This window comes from Dyella lipolytica (genome assembly GCF_030160075.1).
Taxonomy (GTDB): Bacteria; Pseudomonadota; Gammaproteobacteria; order Xanthomonadales; family Rhodanobacteraceae; genus Dyella_B; species Dyella_B lipolytica.
In genome coordinates this window covers 916,487-933,313 of sequence record NZ_BSNQ01000003.1, presented here as the reverse complement: position 1 = coordinate 933,313, position 16,827 = coordinate 916,487, and the positions used below count along the sequence as shown (strand labels likewise).

The following is a 16,827-nucleotide window of genomic DNA, read 5'->3' as shown; positions in this document are numbered from 1 at the left end:
CTTAGTCTTTCAGGCTCTGAATTAAGTAGGTGACCGTATAGTCGGGATCAGTCACCACTTCCCCTGTTGACCGCAGTCGATATTCGCCAGGCGAAGCTTCTTGAATGGATCGCGTATCGGGCGGAAGGTCGAAGACCTCGCCATCACGATTTCCCTCAAGCAGCAGCTTAATACCCGATGTTCGTCCGGTGCTAACGACTCGGCCAAAGATTTGCTCTTGATGTGTGTGCTTATTTTCCGCGTCCGAATGGGTAAGCCCGATCAACATCAGCTTGCCCACAAGTTTTGAGGCCAACACTTCATCCCAAACTAATTTGGATTCGATGTCATCAGCCATGACGTCATTATCCCCTGTTTCACAGCTCTCTTGTCGATGTCCGCTTCGGGTCGGAAACGGACATCGTCGTGTTCCGCTTCCGACCCATTCGTCTCAAAGATTATCCGCGTCGATCACGGCCTGGGTGAACGCCTGCGGCGCCTCCTCCGGCAAGTTATGACCGATGCCGCCGGTAATCAGCCGAAACTGATACTTGCCAATGAACTGCTTGGCATACGCCTCCGGCTGCGGATGCGGTGCGCCGTTGGCGTCACCCTCCAGCGTGATGGTCGGCACCGAAATTTTCGGAGCTTGGGCCAGCCGTTGCTCCAGCTTGTCGTATTTCGCTTCGCCATTGACCAGGCCCAATCGCCAGCGATAGTTGTGAATCGTGATGGCCACATGGTCCGGGTTATCAAGCGCGCGAGCGCTGCGCTCGTAGATAGTGTCGTCAAAGTTCCACTTCGGTGAAGCGAGCTGCCAGATTAACTTGGCAAAGTCATGATGGTTTTTCTCGTAACCGATGTAACCACGTTGGGTGGCAAAGTAATACTGATACCACCACTGATATTCGGCTTTAGGTGGTAACGGAGTCCTGCCCGATTCCTGACTGCCAATGAGGTAACCGCTCACGCTTACCAACGCTTTCACGCGTTCCGGCCACAACGCCGCAACGATATCCGCTGAGCGCGCACCCCAATCGAAGCCACCGAATACCGCGCGCTTGATGTGTAGTGCGTCCATAAAGTCAATGGCATCCACGGCCAGCGCGGCGGGTTCAGCGTTTCGCATGGTGCTATTGGACAGAAAACGCGTTTCGCCGTAGCCACGCGCATAGGGAACCAGCACGCGGTAACCTTTCGCTGCCAGTGCCGGCGCGACATCTTGATAGCTGTGAATGTCGTAAGGCCATCCATGCAGGAGAATCACCACGGGGCCGTTGGCCGGCCCCATCTCGGCGTAAGCGACATCCAGCACGCCTGCGTGGACATGCTTGAGCGGTCCCCATGGGTCATGCGACGCAGAGAGTGAGATGTCTGGCTGGGCTAACTTCGGTTGTGTAGATTGGGCATACGCACTGCTCAACGTGCCCATTTGAGCTGCCAAGATCGCTACGACGGCCGCGCTTACGACACTGCGGCGGGTGAGTTTCAACTTCTTATACATGGGCGTCTCCGGGGATTAAAACGGTTCACTTCGCAACACCGGCATTCATGCGCTGGCGGCAAGAGGGGTCGTTCGGTATGCATAGGAGACCAAGAAGAATCGTCTCGAATATGTCTTGCGACGCGTTTAAAGGTACCGAAGTGTGTCGCGGGCGAATTCGCATACATTTCGATACAAAACCCTTTCATCCGGCAACGTATCGAGCAACCTGGACAGCGTTGCGATTCCGCAAATCCCAAGAATAAGCGGCCCGCAGTGCGGGCCGCTCAAGTCGAAGGCTGCTAATCATTTACCGGGTGACGTGTACGTCAAATCGGCGTTGTAGCTATCTACGTGCGACGACACGCTCTGCATAGCATCATTGACGGATTTTCGGATCGCTTGGCCGCTTTCCTTTCCGTAGACGTTCTCGACCATCTTCCACACAGTGGGGTCGGGGTCTTTGCCAAGATCCGCCCAGCTTTTGGCGGGGCTTATCAGGATAAAGTCGGGTGAGTTTTCATCGCCTTCTCGAACTTTTCCAATCATGTAGTTAATAGTCCAATTGGATTTTTCGGCAGCGGCGGCGATTTTTTTCGCAGCCGCCGCGAATGCTTCCGTTGCTTCATGGCCAGGCTTAAGTTTGAAAAACGTGACTTCAATCAAGGCCGATGACAGCCCCATGCCTTTGGGCATGTGACTCAATTCCGACATCATTTCGACAAATGCGCTTGTCTCGCTTTTCAAATGCGGATTGACGGCCGCCCTGAGCGATTGATCGCATACCTTGCCTGCAACGTTCATCGCATCAAAGCTTTCCCATGAAAGTGGGTCGGAGGTATACGAATAAGCGTAAGTATCTCCCGTCTCGTGGGTCCATGCTGTCCACGTGTACTTAAAGCCATGTTGATGCAGGCATTGATTGAAGCTTTTGACGCCTGTTTCATAGGCCTGTTGATCTGCAGGTGCCACGATATCGGTGTAGACCCGCACAATAGTTGCATTATTCGTATCCGCCGCCTGAACTCCGGCGGCACATAACAGCGTGAACGACAACGCTAGCCAAGGTGTGATGCTGTTCATAAGAACCTCGCTTAGGGCTGTTGCCCTGCATGGTTGGCTTGAGGCCCCTGATCACGTCCACTTCGGGCGGGCGAAGTTCATTGAGTATGCGCGCAATCCATGGTGTCAGAATCGTTGCACGCAATGCATTGATTTTTAAAATTATTCGTGACAGCGTCGCGTGCCGGAAGAATGCCCGGCAAGATCGTCAGCATCATATGAATTTTCGTGGATCGAGCGCCTGCATCCCGCCACTAGCGGAATACGCAGTAGGGTCAAAAGTTGCGGAGAAGATATTTCGCGCGTATCAGATCCTTTGTGGGCTTGTCACTCGAGAACTTTGAACAAATATCCTCAAGTAGAACGCGGCCGCTATGTATTCTTTTATCGTAAGACCATAGCTGCACAAGGTCATTTGCCGCTCGCAATTCCCAAAATGGCGATGACTGCGAACGAGCAACTTCTAAGGCAGCAAGAAACAGTCTTTCGGCCTCCAAGATATCGCCATTGATCTGAGCAAGCCGGCCGTTTAAGCGAATAGCTTCCGCTAAGTACCAACCCCATAAGTCCGCTTCAGATGTGCTTAGCTCTGCCGCACCCATGCCAGTCGTTCTAACAAGATCCTGCTCGATCAGGACGTGTAGACGCTCGACTGTGAATGCGCGCACCCAAGCTGGATATCCCAGGTTCGTCATATGAACCAGGCTATCGTCCACCTGCTTGAGCCCTCCCCTGTCGCCCGTCCATAGCTTGAGTAAGCCAGTGTAGGCGTGAGCGAGACTGTAGAAATTGCCTAGCGCGCGCTCCTCTGCTTGTTTAAGAAACTCCCGAGCTAAGGATTCCGCCTCTTCGATGTTGCCTATCAAAATAAGATTGTGCGTTGCCACGGAAAGAGCGCTACATATCGAAACATCATCCGCTTCAGACAACCCCAGCTCGACAGCCTGCTTAGCAACTTCTGTGGCACGCCCAACATCTCCTAGCAAGAGGATCGTGTTAGATAAATGCGACATGGCACTTACTCGACAATCGTAACCATAGACCTTCTGCTGGATATCTATCGAAGATGGCCTACTTTCGCTCGCAGCTCGTTCAAGAAAGATTCGCGCGCCCAGGAAGTCGCCAGACTGATACCTCAGATAACCGCGATACCAGTCAGCTATTCCGGTCCACAATGCTCCTTCACTCGTTTGCGCAAGGCGTTGGAACTTATTTGAGAAATCATCAGCCTTCTGCGCATCTGACAGCAGTACCTGTTGCGACCATAGACGCAACAGAGCAACAATTTGCATATCCACTCGCTGCGTAGCTTCAGCGACATCATGGACTCGCCACCACGCGACAGTGAATTCCTCTGTAAAGCCCGATATCAGCATAATCGTGAATGCCAGACTGCATCGAAGAGTCAGCTCAACATCCACACTTACGTTAACTTGATCGAGATGGGCAAGAGCCTTTTCAATGTAGACCTTTCTGTCCTGAAGCAGGTGGAGAAATTGCCAAACCGGAATGCTGCCAACAACCAGATCCACAGCGAGCGAGATATCGCCATCGGACTGGAATCCCCACGAAATGGCGGCCGTAATATCTTCAATCTGTCCTGCGAGGGCTTTCAGTAGTAGACGATCCGAATTTGGATCTTGAAGGCCGGCTAAAGCAGCCACGTATAGACGAGCGTGTTTACGACATGCATCAGCATAATCACCTGACCCCATCAGCTTGAAGCGCGCATAGGCCTTCGTGGTATCAAGAAGTCGATACCGCACAACAACTTCAGTTCGATCAACGTGCAACAATGATTTGGCGGCTAGCTGCGAGAGTACAATTGCCGCTTCGGTGCCATCCATCGTCTCTTGCATCATCAATATTGCAGCATCAAATTCGAAAGATCCTCTAAATACCGATAGATGCAGCAACATGCAGTGTTCCTGATCGGTCAGTCGCTGACAGCTCCAATCAAGCATTGCGCTGAGGGTCTGATGCCCTGGCGGAACGATGCCCTTTCTTGCCCATTCCAAAACAGCGGGCTCCCCAAGCGCATCGGCTAGCTTTTCTAGCCCTATTGCTGAAACTTGAGAGGCTGCAAGCTCTATCGCAAGAGGCAATCCATCTAGTTTGTTAGAAATTGGCACCAGCAAGTCAATGTCCCGATCCGACAGTGCGGCATTCATCGCCATCTCGGCTCGTTCGACAAAGAGCTGAATTGCGGGATAGCTAGCTATGGCGGACGCAGATAATCCTTTACCTATCGGAGCAGAAGTCAGTGGGGGCAATTGGAACACCCATTCACCTTCTATCCTCAACGCCTCTCTGCTAGTTGAGAGAATGCGAACGCCGACACTGCCGGATACAATCGCTTGAATAAGCTCTGCGCTTTCGTCGATTACATGCTCGCATCCGTCTACGAGTATCAACATTTCCTTCAATTCGACGAAATGTAAGATATCGTCCAACGGATGTGTTTTCTTGACTGGTAGACCGAGGGCAATAGCAAAAGCCTCTGCCACACGAGCCTGATCTTCAACGGGCCCAAGCTCTACAAAACAAGCACCATCGCGAAATGTCGACGCAAGTTGCCGGGAAACTGTGATTGCGACGGATGTCTTTCCCATCCCACCCGGTCCAGTCACACTCACGACTCGGTGAGAAGAAAGCAGTACAACTATTTCTTCGATCGATAGTGCACGACCAATTAACGGAAGAGGTCGAGGTATCGCACGGGGCGGTCCGATGGGAAAGATTGTAAGTCGTGAATTCGAATGAGTATCGTCGTGCCTTGTGATGGGCCCTACGAAACAGTAACCCTTTCGAGGCACGCTTAAAATGTATCGATCCCCACCATCTCCTAGAGCCTTCCTAAGTATGTGGATATGAAAGAACAAATTTCTTTCATCTACGGAAAGATTGGGCCATGCGACATCCATGAGAGCCTGCTTGCTGACGACTTCCCCGGAATGCTCTACAAGATGCGTCAGAATTTGGAATGCCAGCGCCCCAATGTGGACCGGATTGCCATTGCACTCCAAACGCTCTTCAAGCCTCGACAAGCGAAATGGGCCGAAAGAAATATCTCCGTTTACCCACTGCGTCTCGCTTGCCATATGTTAGATATCCGCCAATCGCCGCCGACACTGTGCCCAGGATCCAGCTCTACTAAAGACTGTCAAAACATCTTAGCTCTCGCCTAGACCATGGGTGTTTGGACTATCTGCCAGCGAGCTGCTTGAGGCTAGGGTCAATGACTTGAGCAACGCTCTTGCCCTTTGTAAATCACGGCTCACGATGCCCTTTTTGAACAACGTCACCAACGGACCCAAGAGGTCGTAGACTAAGTCCTGTCGCCCCTCGTTGATCCACAGGGCGGCAAGACTATTGGCCGAGCGCAACTGCCAAGCCAAGGATCCGTGCCGGGCTGCCGAGTCGATAGACATCTTGAAGCAGTTTTCGGCCTCTTTGTTATTACCTCGGCTCAGTGCCAATTGCCCCTTGATGCGAACGATCTCTGGAATGCACCAGTGATCTGGGTTGCGATCTTCCTTGAGCATTGTGGCAAACAAGGTTTCAGCATGAATCCGCAATCCCGCTTCTGCCAGCACCAATGCTGCGTCTGCCTGAAAGATGGGATTAAATGCAGTGTATTGCCCGCGGACCAACATTTTAATTCCACTCGCAACGATCGATGCAGTCTCTTCTGCATCGATCTCAGGCTTCCCTGACAAGGCCTGCAGACAAATGCCAAATCCCTGGTAAGCCTCTATTCCGTGATGCCGGGAATGCTCAATTAAGGTAACGGCGTGGCGCTCCACCTCAGACCATTCAGCCCCAATCACGTAGAGATTAAAACAGTGCCAGGAAAGTGCGATGCAAAGTGGAATCGGATAATCGAGTTGGTGTGCTTCGGCAACGGCCATGGCACTTGTTTCTAGTGCATCCGCCGTGCATCCAAGCATCCAAAAAGTGTTCGACAATACGCCAAGAGCATCCACTCGGCGATCATGACCAAAGTGACGCAACTGCAACATCCGGTCCGCGTCGTCTTCCGACAAAAGAGCGTCCTCGAGATGGCGCTTGGCACTTTCATAACGGCCAGTGTGATGTTCGCATAAGCCAAGCATCCAAAGAGCCATTGCCTTCGGTCCCGCTTTTCCAAATTTGCCCGCTACTGCGTCGCAACGTCGCGCGAGCATCAATGCCTCGCCTGCATTCAACGCGCGAATCTGTTGCGCCCACAACGCCAAATAAGCATTCAGCTGATGCTGTTTATCGTCAATTTCTTCAGCCATGGAAAGAACGCTGGTCCAAGATGTCCGAAATGCCTCACCCAGTCCGACAGTGAACATGACGGTTGAGCCAAGCGCCATTTGAATCAGCATTTTCTCCTCGATCGTCGCTTCACTATGATCTGCAACCGACGCGGCTTGTTTCATCCTCTCTCTGCATTCCGGCAACAGCCCTAGTCCTAACCATAGCGACGTCGAATATGCGGCAAGACGGACACCAAGAGAAACATCGCCGCCTTTTGACAAAGCCCAGCTCATTGCCGCACGAATGTCATTGAGATTCGATGCCAAGGCACGAGGCCACTCGCCAGTCTCCTGTTCGATCTGCGCGTGGCGAATCAGCACCCGTTCGTAGTATCTGGCGTGCTGCCGGTTTGCTTCCTCCATTTCGCCCGACTCTGCTAGTTTTCCAAGACCGTAGTTGCGCGTGGTGTCGAGGAGTCGGTAACACGTCCGCTCACCAGATGCTTCCGCAACGACGAGAGACTTCGCCACGAGACTGGATAGGTCTGCGTTGTCCTCCGGCTCGAAAAAGTTAGCGGCAGCTTGGGTTACAACCATGACTCCTTCGAGATCGAATGCTCCGATGAACACGGAAAGTCGGTAAAGCAGTCGGCGCTCCGCCGACGAAAGCAAGTTGTAGCTCCAGTCCAAAGTGGCCATTAACGTCTGGTGGCGAGGAAGAGCAGTTCGCCGCCCCGGCCAGAGAAGTGAGAACTGGTGGCCCAGAAGGTCAGCCGTCTTACGGAGGCCATACGCCTGTACCCTGCTTGCAGCAAGTTCGATCGCCAAGGCCATGCCATCTAGCCTGCGGCAAATAGCAATCACAGTTTCCACATCCGCATCGTTCAACTCGATACGAGAGCCTCCGGCTTGCACACGCTCCAGAAATAGCTCTATCGCCGAATATTCAATCAGTTCCCGGGCGGTGATGATCGCGCCTTCTAAAGGTATCTGCAGTGGTTGCAGTCTGAAAACATGCTCACCCTCCGCCCCAAGAGGCTCGCGAGATGTTGCCAGAATGAAAACCTCTGAAGCGCATGCAGAGATCTGTTCGACGAGCGGCGCAACTTCATCCAAGACATGCTCGCAGCTATCAAAGATCAGCAGCATTTGGCATGTCCGCAGCGCTGTCAAAATGCTTGGAACAGGATCCTCAGTCCGAATTTGCAGACCGATGGCGATTGCGACGGCTGCTGCAACTTGGCTGGACTCCCGTACGCTGGCCAGATCCACGAACTGTACCGGGCCAGGAAACTTCGCAAAAAATGAATGCCCAATCCCTACCGCAACCGTCGTCTTGCCGATACCACCAGGCCCGACAATGGTTACGAACCGCTCGGCGAGCAACTCGCTACTAATATCGCCAATGGCTTTCTGCCGTCCAATCATGCGCTCCAACACTGGCGGCAAACTATGCACGGACGCTGTTGGAGAAGTGTCGCGATTTTTTTTTGCCGCGGGACTGACTGAGGACAGACGGGTGACCGGCGCTACAAAGCAATATCCGCGACCGGGTACATTAACGATATATTCACAGCTCAGCTGTGCACCTCCAAGCGCCTTGCGCAAAACTGACATATGAAAACGGATGCTACCTCCGTCTACGATCAGCCCTGCCCAAACGGTGGAATGGATTTGGCGGTGCGTTACAACCTCGCCGGCATGCCTAACCAGCAGCATCAAGATGTCAAATGCACGACCACCCAGCTTGACGGCGTGTCCCGACCGCTCCAGTAAACGTTGAGCCGAGAAGAGCTTGTAAGGCCCAAACGAGAAAATCTCATAGTCCGTGCTGGACGGATCGCCTTGAGTCTCCGAATGAACCAACACGTTCGTGCTCATTTGTTGCTTATCTCATTGGCTTTGCGAGCTCCCTCTCGCTGCGAGGGCCTTGAACACCAAATTCGATCTAAATCAGGGCTATACCTAACACCGCCATCGACACCAGAGAGTCAAAATTGCCCTGCTCCACGTGCCGGTTGACCTCGGGCTGGTACATGCAGTCGCCCCAGCAGCGGCAGCATGCAGGCCGTTCGCCTGCGTGCGCTGGATGTTAATGAAAGAGATAACCCAAGTGACGAACGCCTTCAAGTATCAAATGCTTGGAGGCTTGGTTCGCTTCGGACGCGTCTTTCGCATGAGGTTCCTTATCTGGGAATGACCTAATGATTTCTAACTACGTCTAACGCGCGTGTTTGGCGGCTCGCTCCTAAGATCGAATGGCCTAGAAACCGGATAGGAGCGCAGCATGCAGATCCAGAACTTTCCAATGGTTTCAATAGTTACTGTGATGCTGTGTCTCATCGCTATGGCCACTTTTCAATACAGGAAAATGGCGAATGCGCTTCGTGACAGGCTTGAGGCTCGACATGCGGAGCGTGAGCGCATCGCAAGGGAGCTACACGACACTTTTCTACAGGGCATTCAGGGGTTGATACTGTTTTTCGAAACTGTCCCCGATCGCATTCCAAACGAAGACCCTTATCGCGAGAAGGTCGTGCAGGCATTGGATCGGGCACGCAACGTCATTGTGGACGGGCGTGACCGTCTGCAAGATCTGCACGCTCGCGATTACGCTGCAAGTGATCTCACCATTTTCTTCGATGCGTTTGGCAAAGAGCTGGCGGAACAATGGCCCGCTAGATTTCGAGTCATGCGTCACGGCGTTCAGCGGAACATAGATCCGTATATTTGCGAAGAAATCTATTTCATTGGTCGCGAAGCGCTTCTTAATGCATTTCAACATGCGAAGGCGGCCAATATCGAACTAGAGATTGCTTACGGCGCCAAGCAACTCAGTTTGTGTATACGCGATGACGGTTTAGGTATCGATCCGGAAATAGCGCGCATGGGGCGCAAGCCTGGACGTTGGGGGCTTGTGGGCATGAGAGAACGCGCAGCCGGTATACATGGCCGGTTGATGATTGGGATGCAGCCCGGATCTGGCGCGGAGATCCAGCTAGTCGTTCCGTCAGGTGTCGCCTATGCGCACCCGCGCCGATCTCGTTCGACATCGCTCAGACACTGTGAGAGTCGTGGCTAGCACGACTTAGGCGTCCCTTTGCGCTTCAAGCTCGAACAGTGCAAGCGGGCCACTACACGTCTTTAAGTGAGGCAAACCATGCAAACGACATCTACGTCAGTCGTTGGTCGAATGCCTGTTCGTGGTGGATTGCCGCATGGAGGAAAAGACCATGCATGACCTGGTGATCGAAAACGAATGGAATGGCGGCTTCGTGAACGTTACGCCGCGTTGTCCACCTGTGCGCACCAAGAGTTGGCGAAGAGCTTGCGTTGGTATCTTCGGAACTATCACAGCAATGCTCGCGGCTTCGAGCGATTACGCGCAAGACACGCCCGAGCTCTCGCAGCTTGCGCAGAATCCAATCGCGAAGGCTATATCACTGCCATTTCAGAACAATCTGAATTTCGGGGTCGGACCGCATAACGATGAACAGGATACGCTCAACATCCAACCCGTCTTGCCATTCAACGTCGGCAACGATTGGAATGTCATTGCGCGTGCGATCATCCCGTTGGAATACGAGCCACCGCTCGGTCAAGCAAGGAATAGCATGGTTGGTGTGGGCGATACCTCGCTGGCTCTGTATCTCTCGCCTTCCCACCCGGGCGACATCATCTGGGGCGTCGGTCCTGCGTTCGCCTTCGCGACGGCCTCGCATGAGGAGTTGGGCCAGGGCAAGTTCGACGCCGGACTATCTGCAGTAGTACTGACGATTCAAGGTCACTGGCTTATCGGTGCACTCCTCACCGACGTCGTTTCCGTGGCCGGTCCCTCCGACCGAAACACCGTTCATCAAATGACTTTGCAGCCTTTCATCAACTACAACTTCTCGCGCGGTTGGTATCTCGCAAGTTCACCGATCATTACCGCGAACTGGAGAGGGCCGGACAACAGACGGTGGATTGTGCCGTTGGGCGGTGGCGGAGGGCGTGCGTTTCGCTTTGGCAAGCAGGCCATGAACTTCCAATTGCAGGTTTTCAAGAATGTCGTAAGCGCCCACGATGCCGCCGATTGGACTCTTCGAGCGCAGTTTCAGTTGCTATTTCCAAAGTGACCAAGTTTTTCGAGGCCACACTCGCTATATCCATTTCTGAGATCACCTTAGATGAAGCGGATCGTTGTAGGAATGACTGGCGCTACCGGCGCTGCAATTGGCGTTGAAATTCTTCGTCAGTTGCGAAACGTCCCGGAAGTGGAGACGCACCTGGTGTTGTCTCGATGGGCGCGTGTGACGATTAACTTGGAGACCGATATTTCGGTGGATGACGTTTGTCGTTTGGCCGATGTTGTCTATGGGTGGAATGACCAAGCGGCGGCAATTTCGTCGGGATCGTTCCTGACTGATGGGATGGTTGTCGCCCCATGCAGCATGAAAACGCTCGCCGGTATCCGTACAGGTTATGCCGATGGCTTGATTGCTCGCGCTGCGGACGTAGTGCTGAAGGAACGTCGGCGCCTTGTTTTGGTGCCACGCGAGACTCCGCTAAGTGAAGTTCATTTGGAGAACATGCTAGCGCTTGCGCGCATGGGAGTAAGACTCGTCCCTCCTATGCCAGCCTTTTACAACAAACCATCATCCGTCGACGACATTGTTTCTCACATTACTACTCGAATCTTGGATCAATTCGAGATCGAGTCTCCTGTAGAGGCCAAGAGGTGGAACGGCATGCCCGCGCAGGTATTGCCGAACCTCAAAAGAGTGGAGAACATCTGATGAATAGGATCAAGGATCTTCGCGAGTTTCTTAAGGCACTGAAATCGTTAAACGACGTGGATTACATAGACCGTGAAGTTAGCGCGATTCTTGAGGCGTCCGCGGTCACACGATTAACGACTGAGCAATTGCGACCCGCTCCGTTTTTTAGAAACATCGCGGGATACAAGAAGGGATTCCAAATGGTGGGTGCGCTCGGTGCACTCTCTAGTGATCGTCGCCACCCCCTTGGACGTATTGCGCTCTCTCTTGGCCTACCCTATCAAACCTCAGCAAAAGAATTAATTGATTGCTTGGTAGAGGCAAGTCAGAAGCCACCCATTCCACCGAAACTCATCACTTCGAAGGCTGCTCCTTGCAAGCAGAACATTCTATTGGGAAGTGAAGCGACGCTCGATCACTTTCCCATTCCGCTCGTCCACCCTGACGACGGTGGTCGCTATGTCAATACATGGGGCTTCATCGTTGCGCAAACCCCCGATGGCCGATGGACAAACTGGTCCATCTCCCGGATTCAGATGCTCGACGGGCGTCATATGACCGGCCTAGTTCTCCCACAGCAGCACATTGGCATGATATGGCAAGAGTGGGAGAAAATCGGCAAGCCAATGCCATTCGCTGTTGTGCAAGGTGGAGATCCCGGGGCGGCGGTTGTGGGTGGCATGCCGATTCCAGCCGATGTGGATGAAGTCGGGGTTCTTGGCGCCATTTATGGCGAACCCGTCGAGGTCGTGAAGTGCGAAACAAACGACCTTGAAGTGCCGGCGACCGCCGAGGTCGTTATCGAAGGGCACCTCTCGATTAAGCGTGATGCCACGGAAGGACCTTTCGCTGAATTTCACGGATGGGCGCTGACCGAGACATCGCCAGAGCCCATTTATACGATCGAGGCCATCACCTATCGGAACGATCCGATTTGGCCGATATGCACGACCGGCCGGCCAGCTGATGACTCGCAAGTCGCGCCGGCGCTCGGTGTCTCCGCAGAGATCGTTGCGCTGCTTCGCAATGCTGGCTTTCCCATTTCTATGGGATGGCTTCTCGTCGAGACCTCCTGTCATTGGATGATTGTCACGGTCCCTCGGAATTGGCGAGAAGCACTGCCGGGACTGACGACAAGCGAATTTGTTCATCGAATCGGCGAGGTAATGAGCGCGAACCGCGTCGGCCGGATGTGCCCGGTAACGTATGTGCTTGATGACGATATCGATCCCTCGAATATTTCAGATGTGCTGTGGGCACTTGGTACCCGCATACATCCCAACCTTCGTCACGAAGAATGGCCGGTAACGATCTTGCCTTGGTATCTCTGTTACACCGAAGAGGAACGCCACCACGCAAAAGGATCGATCGTTATCCACGATGGGTTGCTTCCGCCGGTGGAAGACGAACGCGTTCGTCCGGCGACATTTGACAATCTCTATTCTTCCGAGCTTCGCGCCAAGGTAATCGCGGCTGAAAATTCATCCTTGCCATGACCACTTTGAAACGATTGATTTGGACGCTGTGTTTTGTCAGCATGATGCTGCCAAGCATTTGCTTCGCAGATACAGATGAGGCGAATGAGTGGTTTGTCAGGATGGGTGCGCTCGGCGCCCTCTATCACTCAAACGCGAGAATCGCGACTCCTGCCGGCGTCATTCCCGGAGCATCGGCCGACGTAAGCAACAACCTTACCGCTATCTTCGAAGTCGGCTACAACTTCACGCCGAACACATTCGTCATGTTTATGGCCGGATTTCCGCCTAGGCCAGAAATAAGTGGAAGAGGAAGCATTAATTCCATAAACGACCTCGGAGCGGTGACCTACGGGCCAGCCATCCTAACCCTCGGGTACCGATTCCCTGTCTCCACGAAGTTCCATCCTTACGTGGGCACCGGTCCCGTGTACGCGATCATTCTTCATGATCACGATGGAGCGGTATCCCATCTTGATGTGCACAGTAGCTTGGGATACGCAGTGCAAGCGGGTGTCGAGTACGCGATTTCTGATAAGTGGGAGATGTATGCCGATGTGAAACAGTTATGGCTATCGGTTAACGCCAGAGGCATGTTGGACGGTGTCGTACCCGTAAACGCTCGAATTCAGCTTAACCCGACGCTTGTTTCCGTAGGAATTAAATTCAAGCTATGAAGGATCATTACTGCAACCCTTGGCTTCTTCTAATCTCTTTTAACTAACGTAGTTTTTATGCATATCCAGTCAATCGCGTACAAGCCAGAAATGCTGCGCTAAGTTAGCTTTGCCTAAATGATCGCTTCACTACGTGGGGTACCAGCGTGATCATCGCGAACGTTGACGACTATCGCAAACAATGCGAAGCCAGACTTCCCCCATTCCTGTACGACTACATCAGTGGTGGTTCTTACCAGGAGAACACGCTGCGCGCGAATATTGCGGAGCTACAGGCCACGCTGTTACGCCAACGCGTGATGGTAGACGAATCGCATCTCAACTTGTCGATCGACTTGTGGGATCAGGCGATGTCACTGCCAGTCGTACTCGGGCCCGTCGGCATGGCCGGAATGTACTCGAGCCGCGGTGAAGTCAAAGCGGCCAATGCGGCGAAGTCGGCTGGCGTTCCGTTTACGCTGTCAACGATGGGCGTGTGCGATGTGCACGAGGTCGCGCAAAAGACCGGCGTTCCCCCGTGGTTTCAGCTCTATATGCTCAAAGACCGTGGTTTCGTGAAGAGCGTGATCGAGCGATCCGTTTCCGCAGGCTCGAAGGTGTTGGTATTCACCGTCGATCTTGCGACCCCCGGGCGGCGTTACAGCGCTGTGCACGACGGAATGGAGAAAGACCCGACGCTTCTGGGGATGCTGGGGTTCGTTGCTCAAGGCGCGACGCACCCTCGCTGGGCCGTCGATATCGTCACTAAAGGCTGGCCGCTGAAGTTCGGTACTGTGGCAGAAGCGATGCCCAAAGGCGTTCCGTATGGAAAATTCGTGCACGACAATTTTGATGCATCGACTACCTGGAAAGACATCGAGTGGATACGGTCGATCTTTCCTGGAAAGATTATTTTGAAAGGTATTCTCGACCCGGAGGATGCCAAGCGCGCCGTACAGACAAATATCGACGGGATTGTGGTGTCAAACCACGGTGGCAGGCAGCTCGATAGCGTGACATCAACGATTCGCGCCTTGCCGAAGGTTGTCGATGCCGTTCAAGGTAAAGTGCCGGTGTTTATGGACGGTGGCATTCGCTCGGGCCTGGACGTGTTGAAAGCGCTGGCGCTTGGTGCCAAGGCATGCTTTGTAGGGCGGGCGTGGGCATATGCATTGGGGGCGGCAGGCGAATCAGGGGTGCGAGATATGTTGGGCATCCTCAGAGAGGAACTCAGGGTCGGCATGATTCTGACCGGATGTAGTGATGTCAACCGAGCCACTCCAGACTTGTTGCTTAAGGATTGACACACGCCTTAGCGTAGGTTGATGAGTTAGCGGCTTTGCTACCGTAAGCGCAGCTAACATTGCGAGATGAACGAGCTTGGTGAAGCGCTGAATCTGGAAGCGTTTACGAACGACACAGCGCCATGTAAACGCAAGCCCCGTCTATCAAAGCCGGAGCTTGCTTCTCAAAAACGACGTGCCTAAATGCCGGCTCTATGGATCAGGAGCCAGGGGGAAAGAAGAAAGAAACGTTGGGCTCCCATATATCGGCATATCCCCAGCCGCGTGGCTTGTACCTCTCCCAAAAAAACTTGCCCGTAATTTGGCCCGTGGCGCCTGCATTTTTCGGGGTGCGAATGATGATAGCCCCAGTCCATTGATACCCTTTTGAGGCGGACTTCGGATTGGCGGGGATGCTGGGTCCTTGAAAGCCAACGCCGGGAAGGCGAACGTCATAAGTAACGCTGGGTGCCTGCGAATAGTTGGGCGTCACGGTGAACGTCGTATCCGGGGTCGCGTAGCTAATGCCCCATTCCGCGCTGGCGCCAATGGTTCCCTCGCCTTTGCCGTCTTGAATACCACCCTGAAGACCGCCGCCGACGGTAAAGCTCGTGCTTGCCGTGCCGACGGTGGAGTTTGGCCCATAGTGGTAGATGTCTTCTGAATTGACCGTACTGAAGATCAACTTCTCCCACTGACAATACCAGCCCACTTCATCGCATTTTTCGACATAGCTGAGATTTCCCTGGGTAACCTGCATGACGATGAGGTAATAGTCGTAATTCTTATGCAATGGATCGCCGGGCAGCGGATTCAATTGATACCCATTGACCCAAATTTGACCGGTACCGCCTTGCCCGGACCACTTAGAAATCACATCGTCGCCGGCACTCTGCCAAGGTCCTTGAGGCGCGGATGCTGCGCTGTCATCGATTAACACCTTTGGATACGGAACACTTGTCCTGGAGTTCTCGTGCAACTCGTCGAGAAATGACTCGACTTGAGCATTGAATGGAAAGTACTCGGCCGATTCACCGACTAGAGTCAGCCAGCCCACTTTCGCCATGCCGCGGCCACCGCCTACTGTTGCAAACAGCACGCATTCTTCTGTGTTTTGCGGCAAGACAGGTGAGTGGATTTTGCCCAAATAGTGGGACAAAGCGGCCGCGTGTTCCGGCATGGTCACCATGGGAACGCCATCGGCATGCATGGCTTGTAGTTGCTTTTGGCCCATCTCACCGATGGTATTAAGGATCTTCTCGTCTGGCAGAAATACGCCGCGCGGGCGAGCCAGGCCGATATCCTCCAATCTTCCAATGCGCTTTGCGTCGGGATGCGCTGTGTTAGGCGAGATCTTTGTTCTTTCCTTGTCAGACTGAATCGAGGCAATGAGGGCGCGGTCATAGATTGCAGCGCCACCTTCCGCGAGTAGGCAAACGTAGCAAAGATCGATAGGTGTTCCACTTTTGCTCATGGGTAGCTCCTAGGTTGGCAATTGAATGAAACCCTCGAGCCGACAAGAAGGATTGAGGCATTCGAGGTTTCTTTTGATGCCGTAACGAAGTTGACGATCGCCACGTCATCCGACCTAGGAAATATCTGCAGTGTCGCAACGCGCCTAGCCCCGAAACCGAGGATTGACCTTACGCATTTCTCTTCGAACACTAGAGTTACACGTGAAATGCACGTGAAGAAAAGTGACCTGATAACGAAATCAAATTACGCATGCCGCGTGTTGGACAACGGGTGTCCGCCGATGCCGGCTAGATCTCAGCGCGTGCGACGCGCGGATGCTCTAATCGCGAACCGATTTTTGAGATGCATCGATGGATCCCCTGCCTTATCCCACCCCGACCGACATTGTCCTGACAGCCACCCGCTTCGC

The 16,827-nt window shown here is 53.4% G+C and carries 12 protein-coding genes and 1 pseudogene; 6 read left to right on the top strand and 7 right to left on the bottom strand.

Annotation, left to right across the window (positions count from 1 at the left end):
- Position 1: 1 nt before the first annotated feature.
- From QQL64_RS05560 to QQL64_RS05540, 6 genes and pseudogenes are all read right to left on the bottom strand, one after another.
- Positions 2 to 337, bottom strand: a complete 336-nt coding sequence (locus QQL64_RS05560; RefSeq protein ID WP_284396751.1) for a hypothetical protein — start codon at positions 335 to 337, stop codon at positions 2 to 4.
- A 93-nt stretch (positions 338 to 430) separates the two neighbouring features.
- Positions 431 to 1,483 carry an alpha/beta fold hydrolase gene (locus QQL64_RS05555; protein WP_284396749.1) on the bottom strand — a complete coding sequence of 351 codons (1,053 nt, stop codon included), beginning with the start codon at positions 1,481 to 1,483 and terminating at the stop codon, positions 431 to 433.
- Positions 1,484 to 1,768: 285 nt separating this feature from the next.
- A complete protein-coding gene (locus tag QQL64_RS05550; RefSeq protein WP_284396746.1) occupies positions 1,769 to 2,545 on the bottom strand; it encodes a hypothetical protein in 777 nt (258 codons plus the stop codon).
- Between the two features lie 254 nt (positions 2,546 to 2,799).
- Positions 2,800 to 5,136, bottom strand: coding sequence for an ATP-binding protein (locus QQL64_RS05545; protein ID WP_284396744.1), 2,337 nt, complete (start codon positions 5,134 to 5,136; stop codon positions 2,800 to 2,802).
- A 192-nt stretch (positions 5,137 to 5,328) separates the two neighbouring features.
- Positions 5,329 to 5,625: pseudogene (locus QQL64_RS18240) on the bottom strand (winged helix-turn-helix domain-containing protein); the annotation flags it as partial.
- A 72-nt stretch (positions 5,626 to 5,697) separates the two neighbouring features.
- The gene (locus QQL64_RS05540) at positions 5,698 to 8,649 is read right to left on the bottom strand and encodes an ATP-binding protein (protein WP_284396742.1); all 2,952 of its coding nucleotides are present in this window, start codon (positions 8,647 to 8,649) and stop codon (positions 5,698 to 5,700) included.
- A 406-nt stretch (positions 8,650 to 9,055) separates the two neighbouring features.
- Between QQL64_RS05540 and QQL64_RS05535 the strand changes: the two genes are divergently transcribed.
- From QQL64_RS05535 to QQL64_RS05510, 6 genes are all read left to right on the top strand, one after another.
- Positions 9,056 to 9,850: a sensor histidine kinase gene (locus tag QQL64_RS05535; RefSeq protein WP_284396739.1), complete on the top strand. Its 795-nt coding sequence runs from the start codon at positions 9,056 to 9,058 to the stop codon at positions 9,848 to 9,850.
- A 151-nt stretch (positions 9,851 to 10,001) separates the two neighbouring features.
- Positions 10,002 to 10,886 (top strand): hypothetical protein, encoded by an 885-nt coding sequence (locus tag QQL64_RS05530; RefSeq protein WP_284396738.1) that lies wholly within the window; start codon positions 10,002 to 10,004, stop codon positions 10,884 to 10,886.
- Between the two features lie 51 nt (positions 10,887 to 10,937).
- Positions 10,938 to 11,546 carry a non-oxidative hydroxyarylic acid decarboxylases subunit B gene (locus QQL64_RS05525; protein ID WP_284396736.1) on the top strand — a complete coding sequence of 203 codons (609 nt, stop codon included), beginning with the start codon at positions 10,938 to 10,940 and terminating at the stop codon, positions 11,544 to 11,546.
- On the top strand, positions 11,546 to 13,024 hold the full coding sequence (locus QQL64_RS05520; protein ID WP_284396734.1) for a UbiD family decarboxylase: 1,479 nt from the start codon (positions 11,546 to 11,548) through the stop codon (positions 13,022 to 13,024). The genes QQL64_RS05525 and QQL64_RS05520 overlap by 1 nt, the downstream gene beginning before the upstream one ends.
- Positions 13,021 to 13,680, top strand: a complete 660-nt coding sequence (locus QQL64_RS05515) for an OmpW/AlkL family protein (RefSeq protein WP_284396733.1) — start codon at positions 13,021 to 13,023, stop codon at positions 13,678 to 13,680. The genes QQL64_RS05520 and QQL64_RS05515 overlap by 4 nt, the downstream gene beginning before the upstream one ends.
- Positions 13,681 to 13,826: 146 nt before the next feature.
- Positions 13,827 to 14,963: an L-lactate dehydrogenase gene (locus tag QQL64_RS05510; protein ID WP_284396731.1), complete on the top strand. Its 1,137-nt coding sequence runs from the start codon at positions 13,827 to 13,829 to the stop codon at positions 14,961 to 14,963.
- A 199-nt stretch (positions 14,964 to 15,162) separates the two neighbouring features.
- Here QQL64_RS05510 and QQL64_RS05505 read toward each other — a convergent pair whose 3' ends face one another.
- A complete protein-coding gene (locus QQL64_RS05505; protein ID WP_284396722.1) occupies positions 15,163 to 16,416 on the bottom strand; it encodes a hypothetical protein in 1,254 nt (417 codons plus the stop codon).
- Between the last annotated feature and the right edge of the window lie 411 nt (positions 16,417 to 16,827).